At 29.2% G+C, this 15578-nt stretch carries 12 protein-coding genes; 8 read left to right on the top strand and 4 right to left on the bottom strand.

The window, feature by feature from the left end:
- Positions 1-51: 51 nt before the first annotated feature.
- Positions 52-756, bottom strand: a complete 705-nt coding sequence (locus tag B0A78_RS00170) for a 16S rRNA (uracil(1498)-N(3))-methyltransferase (RefSeq protein WP_041253410.1) — start codon at positions 754-756, stop codon at positions 52-54.
- A gap of 28 nt (positions 757-784) precedes the next feature.
- Positions 785-1801 (bottom strand): tRNA (adenosine(37)-N6)-threonylcarbamoyltransferase complex transferase subunit TsaD, encoded by a 1017-nt coding sequence (gene tsaD, locus B0A78_RS00165; protein ID WP_097609279.1) that lies wholly within the window; start codon positions 1799-1801, stop codon positions 785-787.
- A gap of 109 nt (positions 1802-1910) precedes the next feature.
- On the opposite strand from tsaD, the gene B0A78_RS00160 reads away from it, so the two are divergent.
- From B0A78_RS00160 to B0A78_RS00135, 6 genes are all read left to right on the top strand, one after another.
- Entirely contained in the window at positions 1911-6443 is a 4533-nt protein-coding gene (locus B0A78_RS00160) for a translocation/assembly module TamB domain-containing protein (RefSeq protein WP_097609278.1), read from the top strand.
- 160 nt (positions 6444-6603) lie between these two features.
- Positions 6604-7593, top strand: a complete 990-nt coding sequence (pfkA, locus tag B0A78_RS00155) for a 6-phosphofructokinase (protein ID WP_097609277.1) — start codon at positions 6604-6606, stop codon at positions 7591-7593.
- Positions 7594-7768: 175 nt separating this feature from the next.
- Complete coding sequence (gene gap, locus B0A78_RS00150) at positions 7769-8767, top strand: type I glyceraldehyde-3-phosphate dehydrogenase (protein WP_014165428.1); 999 nt, start codon at positions 7769-7771, stop codon at positions 8765-8767.
- 221 nt (positions 8768-8988) lie between these two features.
- The gene (locus B0A78_RS00145) at positions 8989-9840 is read left to right on the top strand and encodes a hypothetical protein (RefSeq protein WP_014165427.1); all 852 of its coding nucleotides are present in this window, start codon (positions 8989-8991) and stop codon (positions 9838-9840) included.
- 5 nt (positions 9841-9845) lie between these two features.
- Positions 9846-10214, top strand: a complete 369-nt coding sequence (locus tag B0A78_RS00140) for a methylglyoxal synthase (protein ID WP_065213459.1) — start codon at positions 9846-9848, stop codon at positions 10212-10214.
- A gap of 179 nt (positions 10215-10393) precedes the next feature.
- A complete protein-coding gene (locus tag B0A78_RS00135; protein ID WP_123906684.1) occupies positions 10394-10963 on the top strand; it encodes a hypothetical protein in 570 nt (189 codons plus the stop codon).
- A gap of 209 nt (positions 10964-11172) precedes the next feature.
- Here B0A78_RS00135 and B0A78_RS00130 read toward each other — a convergent pair whose 3' ends face one another.
- Positions 11173-11937, bottom strand: a complete 765-nt coding sequence (locus B0A78_RS00130) for a TIGR02757 family protein (protein ID WP_065213460.1) — start codon at positions 11935-11937, stop codon at positions 11173-11175.
- A gap of 1 nt (position 11938) precedes the next feature.
- Complete coding sequence (locus B0A78_RS00125; protein ID WP_014165423.1) at positions 11939-12646, bottom strand: ABC transporter ATP-binding protein; 708 nt, start codon at positions 12644-12646, stop codon at positions 11939-11941.
- 255 nt (positions 12647-12901) lie between these two features.
- On the opposite strand from B0A78_RS00125, the gene B0A78_RS00120 reads away from it, so the two are divergent.
- Positions 12902-14410: an FAD-dependent oxidoreductase gene (locus B0A78_RS00120; protein WP_014165422.1), complete on the top strand. Its 1509-nt coding sequence runs from the start codon at positions 12902-12904 to the stop codon at positions 14408-14410.
- 305 nt (positions 14411-14715) lie between these two features.
- Entirely contained in the window at positions 14716-15525 is an 810-nt protein-coding gene (locus tag B0A78_RS00115) for a hypothetical protein (RefSeq protein ID WP_097609276.1), read from the top strand.
- Positions 15526-15578: the final 53 nt, after the last annotated feature.

The raw sequence follows: 15578 nt of genomic DNA, 5'->3' as shown, positions 1-15578 counted from the left end.
TAAAAATAATATTGTAATTGATATAAATCTAAATTTTAAAAAGTATTTTAATTATTCATTACTAAAAACCACACTATGACAGGCAACAACTGCTGCGGTTTCCGTTCGTAATCTTGTGTTTCCTAAAGTTACAGGTATGAAACCTTTATTTACAGCTAATCGGATTTCTTTTTCCGAAAAATCACCCTCAGGGCCAATTAAGATCGTGTATTTAGAATTGGGCGTAATTTCTTTTTTTAAATTTTTTTTATCAGAATCTTCACAATGAGCAATGAACAGTTGTCCTTCAAAATCTTTATTAATAAAATCTTTAAAAGAGATAGCTTTGTTTAATTTGGGTAAATGAAACTGATTGGATTGTTTCATGGCGGATTGGATGATTTTATCAAAGCGGTCTGTCTTTATAGAAGTTCTTTCAGAATGCTCGCAAATAATAGGTGTTATTTCATGTATGCCTATTTCGGTTGCTTTTTCTAAAAACCATTCATAACGTTCATTCATTTTAGTAGGAGCAACGGCTAGGTGCAAGTAAAACCCAGTTTGGTTAAAGGTTTTATGATTGTTAATTTTTATAGAGCATTTTTTTTCTGAAGCTAAAGTGATTTCTGTTTCAAATAAAAAACCGAAGCCATTAGTAACAAATAAAATATCGCCTTCTTTTTTGCGTAATACCTTTACTATGTGTTTGCTTTCTTCTTTGTCAAAATAAAAATCTGTCGAAGCAATGGTTATATATGGATTATAGAATAATTGCATTATCTCTTTATTTGTAGTTAATGGTTTGTTAAAACTCAATTCTTGCTTTAGAAGTTACGGAATTATCGCTAAAATGATTTTCTAAAAATTTATAGTACCCAACTATACCTATCATGCCTGCATTATCTGTGGTGTATTCAAATTTTGGGATAAAGGTTTTCCAGCCATATTTTTTTTCAGTATCTTTTAGTGTTTGGCGGATACCGCTATTCGCTGAAACGCCACCCCCTATTGCAATTTGTTTAATTCCTGTTTGGATAGAAGCCTCTTTGATCTTATCCATTAATATTCTAATTATGGTATATTGTATAGACGCGCAGATATCATTTAAATTTTCAGAAATGAAGTTAGGGTTTTCTTTTACATTTTTTTGAATAAAATATAAAATTTGTGTTTTAAGTCCGCTAAAGCTAAAATTAAGACCATCAACTTTTGGTTTGGTAAACCGAAAGCGTTTAGGATTTCCTAGTTGAGCATATTGATCAATAAGCGGTCCGCCAGGATAAGGTAATCCTAGTATTTTGGCAGATTTGTCAAAAGCTTCGCCAACAGCATCATCAGTTGTTTCCCCAATAATTTTCATATCAAAAAAACTATTTACTTTTACAATTTGAGTGTGTCCGCCTGATATAGTCAGTGCTAAAAACGGAAATTCTGGTTTAGAAAAACCTTCTTCGTGTATAAAATGAGCTAATATATGAGCGTGCATGTGGTTAACGGCTATTAAGGGGATGTTTAACGCCATTGCCATGCTTTTGGCAAAAGAAGTCCCTACTAATAAGGAGCCCATTAGACCAGGGCCTTGTGTAAATGCTATGGCTGATAACTGTTCTTTTGTAATTCCTGCTTTTTTTAGTGCTACATCTACTACAGGGACAATGTTTTGTTGATGCGCTCTAGAAGCTAATTCAGGGACAACACCTCCATATTCTTCATGTATACTCTGACGAGCAACAACATTTGATAACATTTTATTGTTGTGTAGAACAGCGCAAGCCGTGTCATCACAAGAACTTTCGATTGCTAGTATATAAATGTTTTTCATTCTTTTTTAAGGCATAGAATTTGTTTCTAAAGTTGTGTAAAATCAAGGAATAGATTATTTTTACAACCTGTGCAAAGTTACTAAATTTTAACTCAAAAAAATATTTCCTTTGGAAGAGCAAGAAGATGGAGTAAAAAAAAATAAAAAAAGTCTGTGGATGACTGTTTTAAAAATCAAGATGTATTTTTTTCTTGGAATTGCATTCTTGTTACTCCTATTGGCTATAGTTCTTTCTATGCCCTCTGTTCAAACACGATTAGGACAGTATGCAACGGAGTATTTAAATAAAGAATTTGGTACTGATATTACTGTTCAAGAAGCTAACTTTACTGTTTTTGGAGGAGTTAAACTCAAAAAAGTTTTTATTAAGGATTATAAAAAAGATACATTGTTTCATATCAATGTGTTAAAAACGAATATTCTGGATTTAAAAAAGTTAATAGACGGTGATTTGCATTTTGGCGAAGTCAGAATGGATGGTCTTAAGTTTAAAATTAGGAATTATAAAGGTGAACGCGATACGAATTTAGATAAATTTATTGAGCTTTTTGATGATGGAAAGCCTTCTACCTCTAAGAAAAAGTTTTTAATGACCATAAATACTATTCACCTGATGAATAGTGAATTTTATTTTTGGGATGATAATATGTCCAATCCTTTGGTTTTTAGTGCTAAAAAATTAAATGCAGAAACACATAGCTTTAAAATTTTAGGACCTGATGTTACAACTCAAATTGATGAAATGTCATTTGTAGATAACCGAGGAATAGAAATAGAAGAATCATCATCTGATTTTACATATACAAAAAAAAATATACACCTCGCACATCTCAAATTAAAAACACCAGAATCGAATTTAATAGGAGATGTAGAATTACGTTACGATCGTAAAGACTTTTCTGATTTTAATAACAAAGTTTTATTTGATGTGAAAATCCAAGAAGGAATACTTTCTTCTAATGATCTGAATAAATTTTATGACGAATTTGGGAAAAATTTAAAATACCGAGTAAAAGGTAAATTATTAGGGACATTAAATAATTTTTTTACAAAAAGATTGATTGTATTAGATGATTTTGGATCACAAATAAAAGGTGATTTTCAATTTAAAAATCTTTTTTCAAAACATGAAAATACTTATTACGTAAAAGGACGCTTTTCTAAAATAACTTCTACTTATCAAGATTTAATTAAAATACTACCTAATATTTTAGGAAAAAAAATACCCACTAATTTTAAAAAATTAGGCACTTTTTCTTTAAATGGCCAGGCAGAAATAGATTTTAATAAATTAAAAGCAAATATTTTACTTTCTTCCGTTTTAGGAACCGTAAAAACCAATTTAACAATGACCCATATTAATGCTATTGATAATGCTACGTATGTTGGTAATGTTAAACTAACAGAGTTTGATTTAGGGACATTTTTAAACCGAAAAGATTTAGGAATCGTAAATTTAGATACAGAAGTAGACGGAAGAGGTTTTGTTGAAAAGTACTTGAATACAAAAATAAAAGGAACTGTAACGAGTCTCTACTATAACAAATATAATTATAGAAATATAATTGTTGATGGTCAGATGAACAAAGCCATTTTTGAAGGTTCTATAAAAGCTAATGATCCTAATTTAATTATGGATTTTGATGGGTTCCTAGATTTAACTAGAAAAGAAAGTAAATATAATTTTCACGCAAAAGTAGAATATGCTAACCTAAAAAAACTAAATGTATACACTCCTGATGCAGTTTCTGTTTTTAGAGGAGATGTAAGGATGGATTTACAAGGGAATTCAATTGATAATATTTATGGTAATGTGTACATAAATAAAACCTCGTATGAAAACCCCAAAGAAACTTATTTTTTTGATGATTTCATGGTTAAATCTACTTTTGAGAAAGATGGTTTTAGGACGATTACTATCAATTCTCCCGATATAGTAGAAGGAATCTTCAAGTTTAAAGAATTACCCAATTTAATAGAAAATTCACTGGGAAGTCTTTATGCCAATTATTCACCTAATAAAGTGAGTAAAGGACAGTTTATGAAGTTTGATTTTAATGTATACAGTAAACTAATAGAAATATTTTATCCTGAAATTTCATTAGGAGAAAACACCTTTATGAAAGGAGAAATAGATTCTAATGAAGGTTTATTCAAATTTAATTTTAAATCCCCAAAAATAAAAGCATACGATAATGAATTTGATAATATAAGTGTAGATATAGATAATAAAAACCCTCTTTACAATGCTTATGTAGAAATGGATAGTATTAAAACAAAATACTATAAAGTTTCAAAAATGAGTTTGATAAATGTAACCTCAAACGATACGTTATTTGTTAGAACTGAATTTAAAGGAGGAAACAAAGCAGAGGATTTTTATAATTTAAACTTATACCATACCATTGGTAAAGATAATAAGAGTGTAGTAGGAATTAAAAAGTCAGAAATTAATTTTAAAAATTACTTATGGTTTTTAAACGAAAAAGAAGAACGTAATAACAAAATTGTATTCAATAAAAAACTAACAGATTTTTCTATTGAAAAAATTTCACTATCCCATAATGATCAGACAATGGAATTAATGGGCGTTTTACAAGATTCTACCTATAAAGACCTTCGATTGTCATTTAAGGATGTAGAATTAGATAAGATTACACCTGCTGTCGATAATTTGCAATTTAAAGGAAAACTAAATGGGAATATAGACTTTAAACAAGAAAAAAGTATTTATGAACCCGCTTCAGAATTAACAGTGGATGATTTTAGTATTAATAATTTGCCTTTAGGAAGATTTGATATAGCAGTAACAGGAGATGATAACCTTAGGAATTTTAAAATTAATTCTGTTTTAAACAACAAAGGAAATGATATCTTAAAAACAGAAGGAAGTCTTTATTTTCAGGGTAAGAAAACGTTGATGGATCTTGATGTGAGGCTCAAAGATTTTGACCTTTCCTTTTTTACTCCCATGGGAGCTGATATAATAACGAATATAAGAGGGCTTGCATCAGGTTCAGCCAAATTTGAAGGAGATATTTACAATCCCGAAATAAATGGTCGCCTCTATCTAAATCAATCGGGTATAAAAGTGCCTTATTTGAATACGGATTATAATTTTGGTACTAATTCTATAGTAGAAGTTACAGAAAATCAATTTTCGTTTCGAGAGGTGAAGGTAACGGATTCTAAATTTAGAACAACAGGTACTCTGGATGGTTGGGTAAAGCACAATAAACTAAGTGATTGGTATCTAAATTTTAATATTAATTCGGATCGGATTGTCGTGCTTGATACAAAAGATCATGAAGGCGCATTGTATTACGGAACAGCTTATATGGATGGGAAAGCAACAATTAAAGGGCCTACAAACGCGTTAGCTATTAATGTTAATGCTACTTCAGCAGAAGGGTCTTCTTTAAAAATACCGATTAATGATGATCAAGCTAGTTCAGAGAAAAACTATATTAAATTTGTAAACTCTAAAAATACTTCTCAAAAAGTAAAAAGTAAAGAAAAAGATTACAATGGTTTAGAATTAAATTTTGAACTAAATATTACTCCTGTTGCAGAAATAGAAGTAATTGTAAACAAAAATAATGGCCATGGGCTAAAAGGACGTGGCCGTGGTTCTTTGTTAATGGAGATAAACACCTTGGGGAAGTTTAATATGTGGGGAGATTTTCAAGTGTATGATGGAGTCTATAATTTTAAATACGGCGGTTTTATAGATAAAAAAATAAAAGTTAAAAATGGAGGATATATTTCTTGGGATGGAGATCCATTAAATGCAACCCTAAATATGGAAGCCGTTTATAAAACAGAAGCAAACCCCTCTATATTATTAGATAATCCTAGTTTTAATAAAAAAGTTCCAACAGAAGTAGTCATTAAACTAACAGACAAATTAACGAATCCAACACCTGAAATTTTTATAAATTTTCCAACTGTTAGCTCTGTTCTTCGTTCAGAAATAGATTATAAACTGAACGATTTTGATACACGTCAAAAACAAGCCTTATCGTTAATTTCCTCAGGAAGTTTTTTATCAGATAAAGGGGTCGTAGAAAATGTTATAAGTGGTAATATTTTAGAACGTGCAAATAGTTTATTTGACGACTTATTTGCTAACGATGATCGTTTTAAATTAGGATTAAATTATGTGCAAAACGACCGTTTAAATCAAGAAACAAGCACAGGAGGACGAGTAGGTTTTACAGTATCTACGCAAATAAGTGATAAAATTACGATTAATGGTAAATTTGGTGTACCTGTAGGGGGAGTAAACGAATCAGTTGTGGTAGGCGATGTAGAGATCCAATTACGTTTAAATGAAGATGGTTCGCTAAAGGCTCGTGTATTCAATCGTGAAAACGATATAAGTTATTTGGGTCAAGGAGGTATTGGTTATACGCAAGGAGTAGGGGTAAGTTATGAAGTAGATTTCAACACCTTTAAAGAATTGATGTACAAAGTTTTTAATTCTAAAAAAAATAAAACCAAAAGAAAATCAGACCAACCAAAAGAACAGGTACCCGATTCTGATTTATTACCAGAAATTATTCAATTTACAGAAAAAAGACAGAAAAAATCATCTGAAAAACCAAAAGAAGAGGAAGATAGAATTCCTGAATTAAATTAGTTGTTTATTTCTATAAAAAATAGTATCTTAGATCCTCTTTGAGAGTTTTATAAATCTTCATTACTTTTTGATTGTAAAAAACGCTTAAAAAAAATAATATTTATCATTTTTAAGTAAAGAGAGTGTTCGTAACTTTACTTATTCTGAAAATCCTTTTTTAATGTCAAATAAAAGTATAAAGAAAATAGGAGTCTTAACCTCAGGTGGAGATTCCCCAGGAATGAATGCGGCAATTCGATCTGTTGTAAGAACGTGTGCCTTTTATAATATAGAATGTATAGGTATTTATAGAGGTTATCAAGGAATGATAGAAGGAGATTTTAAAGAAATGGGTGCTCGTTCCGTAAACCATATAATAGATAAAGGGGGGACAATACTTAAATCTGCTCGTTCCAAAGATTTTAGAACCATAGAAGGCAGAACATTAGCCTTTAAAAAAATAAAAGAAGCGCAAATAGATGCCCTAGTTGTAATAGGAGGTGATGGAACCTTTACCGGTGCAGAAATCTTTAATAAAGAATTTAATTTTCCCGTAATGGGAATTCCCGGTACCATTGACAATGATATTTATGGTACAAGTCATACATTAGGATATGATACCGCCCTAAACACCGTAGTAGAAGCTATTGATAAAATTAGAGATACAGCTAGTTCACATAACAGGCTTTTTTTTGTGGAAGTAATGGGGCGTGATGCTGGCCATATTGCCCTAAATGCGGGTATAGGAGCGGGCTCAGAAGAAATTCTTATTCCCGAGGAAGATTTAGGATTAGACCGATTATTAGAATCCTTAAAAAGAAGTAAAGCTTCAGGCAAATCATCAAGCATAGTAGTCGTATCAGAAGGAGATAAAATAGGTAAAAATGTGTTCGAACTAAAAGAATATGTCGAAGAAAATTTACCAGAATATGACGTTCGAGTGTCTGTGTTAGGTCACATGCAAAGAGGAGGTTCCCCTTCTTGTTTTGATAGAGTATTAGCAGCTCGTCTAGGAGTAAAAGCAGTTGAATCTCTTTTAGAAGGAAAATCCAATTATATGGTAGGATTGTTAGAAGATAAAGTAGCTTTAACGCCTTTAGAACAAGCTATAAAAGGTCATTCTAAAATTGATCAAGAATTGCTTAAAGTTTCAGACATCATGTCTACTTAATAAAGTATTAAGATCAACACAAGATAAAAATTAGATATAAAAATATAAAATCGGATTACTACAGATTGATGAGAGTAAATATATTGAGTTGCTAAAGAATTTTAAAATAATTATTAAAAATATTGAAAATCAATCCAGATAAACGATTGTAAATGAATTTTAAAAAAAATAGGATATGAAAGTAAAAATAGGAATTAATGGTTTTGGACGTATAGGACGGATTGTATTTAGAGAAATCTTAAAAAGAGATAATGTAGAAGTAGTAGCAATTAATGATCTTTTAGAAATAAACCATCTAGCTTATTTGTTAAAATATGATTCAGTTCATGGTCCTTTTGATGGAAAAGTAGAAGTAGTAGATGGAAAATTACTCGTAAATGATCAACCTATAAGAGTAACAGCTGAAAAAGATCCACGATTGATAAAATGGGATGAGGTAAATACAGAAATAGTTGCAGAATGTACAGGAATTTTTACAAAACTAGAAACTGCTCAAGCACATATTGATGGTGGAGCTAAAAAAGTCGTAATTTCAGCTCCTTCAGTAGATGCTCCAATGTATGTAATGGGAGTAAATCATACCGAAGCATCAGCTAAAGATACTATTGTGTCTAATGCTTCTTGTACTACTAATTGTTTAGCTCCTTTGGCCAAAGTTATTCATGATAATTTTGAAATAGTAGAAGGATTAATGACTACTATACATGCAACAACAGCTACTCAACTAACAGTAGATGGTCCGTCTAAAAAAGATTTTAGAGGAGGACGCTCAGCCTTATTAAATATTATACCATCCCAAACAGGAGCCGCTAAAGCAGTAGCTAAAGTAATTCCAAGTTTAAAAGGCAAACTTACAGGAATGTCTATGCGCGTACCTACAGCAGACGTATCCGTGGTAGATTTAACAGTAAAATTAGCTAAAGAAGCATCTTATGAAGAAGTTATGGCAGTGCTTAAAAACGCATCAGAAACCACAATGAAAGGAATTCTTGGATTTACAGAGGATGACGTAGTTTCACAAGATTTTGTAGGAGATACAAGAATATCAATTGTTGACTCAAAAGCAGGGATTGGTCTTAACTCAACATTCTTTAAAATAGTATCATGGTATGATAATGAGTATGGTTATTCAAGTAAATTAATAGATTTAGCAGTACATATAGCTAATTTATAACTAAAATGATTATTTTTATCTCCCGTTTCTTCTCTTAAATGAAACGGGATTTTTTTTATTATCAATAAAACGATATTTCTTGATTGATAATGTTATTTACTAAAAAAAAGACTAGTAAAAAAATATTAAGTATTTATATAAAATATTAAAAAAAGAAAGGTTTATTAAGATGGTTTTTATTTATTCTTATTAATAAATCATAAAGAGATAAAATTATAAAAATGAAATTAATAATTGACAGCGGCTCGACTAAGGCAGATTGGACTGCAATAGATGAATTAGGAAACATTTTATTTTCTACACATACACAAGGTTTAAACCCTGAAATTTTAACAGAAGCAGAAGTTTTAAAACGTTTAACGGATAATTTAGAGTTAACGAAAAACAAGGATACTGTTTCTTATTTATACTTTTATGGAGCAGGATGTGGAACGGATCGTATGAAAAGTTTTCTTAGCTCTATTTTTGAAAAATATTTTTTAAATGCAAAAATCAATGTCTACGAAGATACTTACGCAGCTGTATATGCTACAACTTTACAAGGAGAAAAAGCTATTGTTAGTATTCTTGGAACAGGATCTAATTGTAGTTATTTTGATGGCCATCTATTGCATCAAAAAGTGCAATCATTAGGCTATATTATAATGGATGATTGTTCAGGTAATCGTTTTGGACGTCATTTATTAAGAGCATATTATTATAATAAAATGCCTAAAAAATTAGTCGAAATCTTTGAAAGTTCATACGACCTAGATGCAGATGTTATTAAGCAAAACTTATATAAAGAACCTAATCCAAATGCTTACTTAGCATCGTTTACAGAATTTTTAATAAAATACAAAAATGAACCATTTTGTAAACAAATTATACAAGAAGAAATAGAATGTTTTATAGAAAACAGTATCAAACAGTTTGATGATTATAAAGAACTATCTAATCACTTTATAGGATCTGTTGCTTATTTTTTACAAGATGAAATTAAGTCTGCTCTAGAAAAACACACTATGAAAGTAGGTAAAATTCTACAAAGACCAATAGATGGATTAATAGCATACCATTTACAAACGAATTAAAAAATATGGAAATAGCACTAATTGCCCATGACGGAAAAAAAGCAGATATGGTTCAATTTGTAAATCGAAATTTAAATCTACTTTTAAAAGAAAATATAAAAGTTATAGCAACAGGTACAACAGGTGGTAAAGTAGAGGCAACAGGAATTAAGGTAGAAAAACTTTTAAGTGGTCCACTAGGAGGAGATGCACAAATAGCAGCTAGAATTGCAATTGGAAAATGTAAAATGGTTTTGTTTTTTAAAGATCCAATGAGTAGTCATCCGCATGAACCTGATATTAATATGCTTATAAGAATTTGCGATGTACATAATGTGCCTTTAGCAACTAATGAAGCAACCGCACAGTTATTATTAGATGCAATAGCCAAGTAGGAGAATTGTACTCATAAAAGTATAATTATATTCCTATTTCATGTTTTTTCTAAAAAAAAGTTTTATATTGTTATGGTTCCTTACCAGTAGGATGTGTTACTGTTTAAAGTTAGGTTTGCAAAATAAATCGACTTTTTAGTGACTTAATACGTAATCTATAACCAATAAAATTTGTGTTTATGAATAAAATGATTCTTTTGTTTAGTTTTCTTGTGCTGAATTCAATGTCTGCTCAAAAAAAGAAACCTACTGACAATACAGGTGCTAATCTTTTACTAGCTAAAAATGGAGAAGCTAGTGTTGTTTTTAATAAGAAAAAAGATTTGTATTTAATTGTATTAAAAGATAGTATGCTTTTATCTAAAAGTAAGCCAGAACTTATACCAAATACAATCAAAGTTAATCCATTAAAAGTTAAAAACAACACGTTTTATCATGTAAATTGGAAAGCTATAGAAAAAAAAGAAACAACGATACGTAAAGAATTAGCAACTCTAAATGAAAATCAAATTTGGAATCCTATAAATAAAACACTTTTACTAGCCAATACCGAAAAGACGGTAGATATAACAGAAATAGAATATTTAGATAGATTAAAGACTACTTCGCAGACTATTTCTAAGAAAAGAAATGAAGGATATTTATTTAGTTTATTATCTAATGGCGATTTTAGTTTAAGTAATAAGTCAATAATGACTAAATATAGTTATAATGACAAGACAAATAAATACGAACCTATTAAAAGATAAATTGTATTTAGGGGTAGAAGGTATTATTTGCCTTACGAATTTTAGAGTATATACCTAATATAAAGTGATTTTTAGAAATAACATCCATTCTACACAAATTAAAAAAGAGGGTACATATAATTACACTCCCCTCAAAATGCACTGCCCCAAAAAGTTAGATACTGTTTTGGGGTACTTTTAAAAATGAGTGTTAGAAAAGAGACATTGTATTAAAAACCTTCGAAAACACCTAATCCAAATAAAGCAAAGTCATATTTTACAGGATCTTTAGGGTCTAACAAACGTAAATTAGTGTCTAATTCATGCAAAGCTTTAGCGTTATTTTGTTTACGATTTAAGAGCCCTAATTTTCTAGCTACATTCCCTGAGTGTACATCTAAAGGACATGATAAGGCAGATGGAGAAATTTTTTTCCAAAGACCAAAATCAACACCAGTAGAATCTTGTCTACACATCCAACGCAAAAACATATTAATTCGTTTGGCGGCTGAGTTATTTAAAGGGTCTGAAAGATGCTTTTGAGATCTTATGGTATGTGGAATTTCAAAAAAAACTTTTTTAACTTCACTGATTGCTTTTTGCGTAGAGTTGTTTTCAGTATGTTTAGAAAAGAGATTTTCTAATCCTTTATGGTGTAAATAAATATGTTGGAGACTTTTAATAAATTGTATAAAATCCTGCCCATTAAAAGTCCTGTGTACAAATGATTCAAGTTTGTTAAGTTGTGCAGAATTGTGATTGAGAATAAAATCATAGGGAGAATCACCTAATAAACTCATCATTTTTTGTGCATTTTTTATAATCATTTTTCGATTTCCCCAAGCTATAGTAGCAGTTAAAAAAGCAGCTATTTCAATGTCTTCTTTGATACTAAATAAATGAGGTATTTGTATAGGATCACTTTCTATAAAATCGAGACGATTATATAAATCTACTTTTTCATCTAAAAAGCTTTTTAATTCTGTAAATTCCATTTTAATCAAGAACGACTTCTATATCATGAATATCCTTAATATTACCATCTACAATTGTTATTTTTCGATCAGCCATATCAGCTAGGTCTTCATTGTGAGTAACAATTACAAAAGTTTGATTTAGTTCATCACGAAGTTTAAAAAATAATTGATGCAGATTCTCTGCTGTTGTGGTATCTAAATTACCAGAGGGTTCATCTGCAAAAATTATTTTAGGTTTATTTATCATGGCTCTAGCAACCGCAACACGCTGTTGTTCCCCTCCAGATAGTTCCATAGGTTTATGATTTATTCTGTGTTCTAAACCTAAGTAAGTTAATAATTTTTTAGCTTCATTTTCTACTTCTGTTTTTTTTCTTTTAGCAATATAACCAGGAATACAAACATTTTCTAATGCAGTAAATTCAGGCAACAGTTGATGAAATTGAAAAATAAAACCAAGGTTTAAATTTCTAAACTTTGACAGCTCTTTATCACTCATTTTTAATACATCTTGACCATTAATTTCTAAAGAAGAACTAAGATTAACGCCTTTTCTGTTTTTAAAACTAGGTTGATCTAAAGTACCTAAAATTTGTAGCAAAGTAGTTTTTCCTGCTCCAGATGCACCAACTATTGATACAATTTCTCCTTTTTTAATCTCAAGATTTACTCTTTTTAAAACTTTTAGCTGTCCAAAGTATTTATGAATATTAGTGGCTTTAATCATTACTAAGTATTTCCACAAATAAACAAAGAATTTTATTGAACTTCAAATAAAGTTTTGTTAAGCTTCATATACGGTATTGACATTGTATATTAACATAACATATTAACATTCTATATAGATATTGTGTTTCTTGGTGTTAGTTAAATTAAAGTGTGTTTTGTTTTTTTTGGTTAAATAAAATAATATCAATGGTTTTTAATTCGGTATTGTAAAAAAATGTTTTAATTTTGTATGCTTACATACTAAATTAAACAAATGAGAAAAATCGTAATTTTTGGTTCTGGCGTTACAGGACTTAAATTGGCTCATGAGCTAATTAAAACAGGAAATGAGATTACTGTTTACGAAACAAAAGATCAGCCTGGAGGAAAATGTATTGGTACTTTTGAAAATGGTTTACCAACAGAACTCACACACAGGCAAATGTTTGCCTCTAATATGAACTTCATCACTACGTTAAATGAAATAGAATATGAGGGGAACAACTTATTAAAAAATATTGAACCTATAAATAATGTTCAGTTTTACTGGGCAAAAGAAAGAAAGTTTATGGATTTTAATAGAAATTTTTTTAATTTTTTAGAGCAATTAATAGACAACTTAAAATCTGCAAATTCCTTGTTTTTCTCAGGTGTCCCTCTAAAAGATATTTATTGGTTTAGATCTAAATTATTAGTAAATAAAATAGATAAAGAGACTCTAAATATGCCTTTACGTGAATATTTAGAATTTGATAAAAGACCCAAACTTGCAGTTTTTATTCTTAAAATTATATCTACCTGGATAGGAGGTAATGGCAATACCAAGACTGGAGATTTCCTATTATTATTTAATTATAAAAATTTATCAAAAAAGAAAGTATATACTCAAACCAATACAACAAGTATTACTCTCAACGGACCTATATCGGATTCATTGATACAACCATGGTATGACTTTTTAAGAAAAAAAGGAGTAACCTTTCATTTTAATGAAGGAATTAAAAAATTAAATATTAGTAATGGAAAAGCTTTGAATGCCGTTTCTGAAAAAAATAATATCATTGAAGCGGATGCTTTTGTCCTAGCAATCCCACCTAAGCAAGTTATAGAAATGCTGCCTAAAATTGCAGAAAGATTATCTGTTAGTTATATAAAAAGTCACGGTTTTCAATTTCATTTCAAAGAAGTTCCCGATTTGTTTTTAAATAAAACCATTGGAATTATTGCTGATTCTGCATGGGGACTAAGTTATAAATTGTACCATACTAAAAAATACGCACATAAGGAGTTTTCAAACGGGGTTAAAGTTACCATTTCAATTACAGCTACAAAAACCGAAAAAGAAAGGGGACCATTGTATAAAAAACCTTTAATAGAATGTACCATAAAAGAAGTAGAAGAAGAACTATTATTTCAAATGGGACTACTAAAAAAAGATATGTGTAAAGATATGATGTATGGAAATTTAAATATAGGTGTAGGAGCAAAGTATCTTGAATACACAGAAATAAATCTTGAAGAATATAAAGACTGGCATCATGGTCCAATAATTAAAGAAGATAATGGCAATAAATATTTTTGGGCATTTGAAAACGAATTAATAAATCCAGATTATAACAACAAGGTAGGAATTAATTCTTTTAATTGTAATAATGTTTTTATATCAGGAGAATGGATTAATGATGAAAATCAAGTATGGACAGTTCCTTCAACAATTGAAAGATGTATGGAAAATGCAGCAATCTGTTCTAAAATTGTAAATAATTATTTAGTAGAAGCATAATAAATATTTAACATATTTATGTACAAACTAATATGATTTATTAGGTGTAATTATTGTTTTTTACGTACTTTAAGTAGTTCGAAAATAAAAAGAGGTGTTGTCTAAAAATACTTCATCTTCAATAAAAATTATTTTAAAAAACAACATGCTTTTTTAAAAAATCTATAAAATATTTTATGAATTGAGGAGATTCGTATAATTAATTACACCTAATAAATTATAAGCCTTCTAGTATTTTGTTGTTTCATTTTGCAAACACATTTAACGAAATATGATAAAAGAAAGATTAATTTAAAAGAAACAAAATGACCTCATTATCAAATAAAAAATACCAACTCTGTACTACCTCATTATTTTTCCTTTTAAGCTTATTATATTGTTTTTTTATTCAATATATAATTCAAAAAAGCGTTTATTATGAGGTTTTTATCAGTTTACTTTTTCCATTACTAGCTATTCCTTTTTTTAATAAAGAAAATTTAACATCAGAAATTAAAAGATTACTTATACTAGAAACCTTTTTTAACCTAATATGTATCACTTTAAAATTCAACACATTTTTTAAAATAGAAATGCTTGTTTTTGATCTATTATTTGCCGTATTCTTTGTTTTTCAATCAGGAGGTTTTTTAGTTTCCTTACTCATTAAAAAAACTTATTACAACTTAATACCTACCATTGCACTAACAATAGGACTTTTTATATACTATTTTAGATGTACAGGTACAATACTTTCTCCAGATAATAAAATTCTTATTTATGGATATGATGCACCCCTTGAATTACAATTTATTTATTGCTCTTGGTTAATAGGAGTGCTGTTAATAGATAGTAATTCATTATTGCCTAAAGCTACCGTATTAATAGTGCATTTAGCCTCATTTATTGTAGCTTTTCAATCCAATGAATTCTTTCATTCAAGAATGGCAACAGCGTGTCACCTTTTTGTTTTAAATTCTATATTCGTATATAAATCACAAAATTGGATAAATAAAGATTTTGTATCTATAAATTTCCTAAAAACAACTCTCGATAAACCTAAAAATTACAAAGTTTTATCCATAATAATAAGCATTTCGTCAGTGTTTTTCTTAATGCGTTTAATTTTAATATGAGTTTAAAAAAACTCCATTATAAACTTAAATTAATAAAAATAGATAATAGATAA

The organism is Flavobacterium columnare NBRC 100251 = ATCC 23463 (assembly GCF_002530675.1).
GTDB classification, from domain to species: Bacteria; Bacteroidota; Bacteroidia; order Flavobacteriales; family Flavobacteriaceae; genus Flavobacterium; species Flavobacterium columnare.
The sequence above is the reverse complement of the archived record's forward strand: the minus strand, read 5'-3'. Positions and strand labels throughout refer to the sequence as shown.

What these genes read in the sequence shown, in the direction of transcription:
- B0A78_RS00170 (WP_041253410.1), bottom strand. Translation starts at nt 756, where the DNA reads ATGCAATTATTCTATAATCCATATATAACCATTGCTTCGACAGATTTT.
- pfkA (WP_097609277.1), top strand. Translation starts at nt 6,604, where the DNA reads ATGTCAAATAAAAGTATAAAGAAAATAGGAGTCTTAACCTCAGGTGGA.
- B0A78_RS00125 (WP_014165423.1), bottom strand. Translation starts at nt 12,646, where the DNA reads ATGATTAAAGCCACTAATATTCATAAATACTTTGGACAGCTAAAAGTT.
- B0A78_RS00140 (WP_065213459.1), top strand. Translation starts at nt 9,846, where the DNA reads ATGGAAATAGCACTAATTGCCCATGACGGAAAAAAAGCAGATATGGTT.
- B0A78_RS00120 (WP_014165422.1), top strand. Translation starts at nt 12,902, where the DNA reads ATGAGAAAAATCGTAATTTTTGGTTCTGGCGTTACAGGACTTAAATTG.
- gap (WP_014165428.1), top strand. Translation starts at nt 7,769, where the DNA reads ATGAAAGTAAAAATAGGAATTAATGGTTTTGGACGTATAGGACGGATT.
- B0A78_RS00130 (WP_065213460.1), bottom strand. Translation starts at nt 11,937, where the DNA reads ATGGAATTTACAGAATTAAAAAGCTTTTTAGATGAAAAAGTAGATTTA.
- tsaD (WP_097609279.1), bottom strand. Translation starts at nt 1,801, where the DNA reads ATGAAAAACATTTATATACTAGCAATCGAAAGTTCTTGTGATGACACG.
- B0A78_RS00145 (WP_014165427.1), top strand. Translation starts at nt 8,989, where the DNA reads ATGAAATTAATAATTGACAGCGGCTCGACTAAGGCAGATTGGACTGCA.
- B0A78_RS00115 (WP_097609276.1), top strand. Translation starts at nt 14,716, where the DNA reads ATGACCTCATTATCAAATAAAAAATACCAACTCTGTACTACCTCATTA.
- B0A78_RS00135 (WP_123906684.1), top strand. Translation starts at nt 10,394, where the DNA reads ATGAATAAAATGATTCTTTTGTTTAGTTTTCTTGTGCTGAATTCAATG.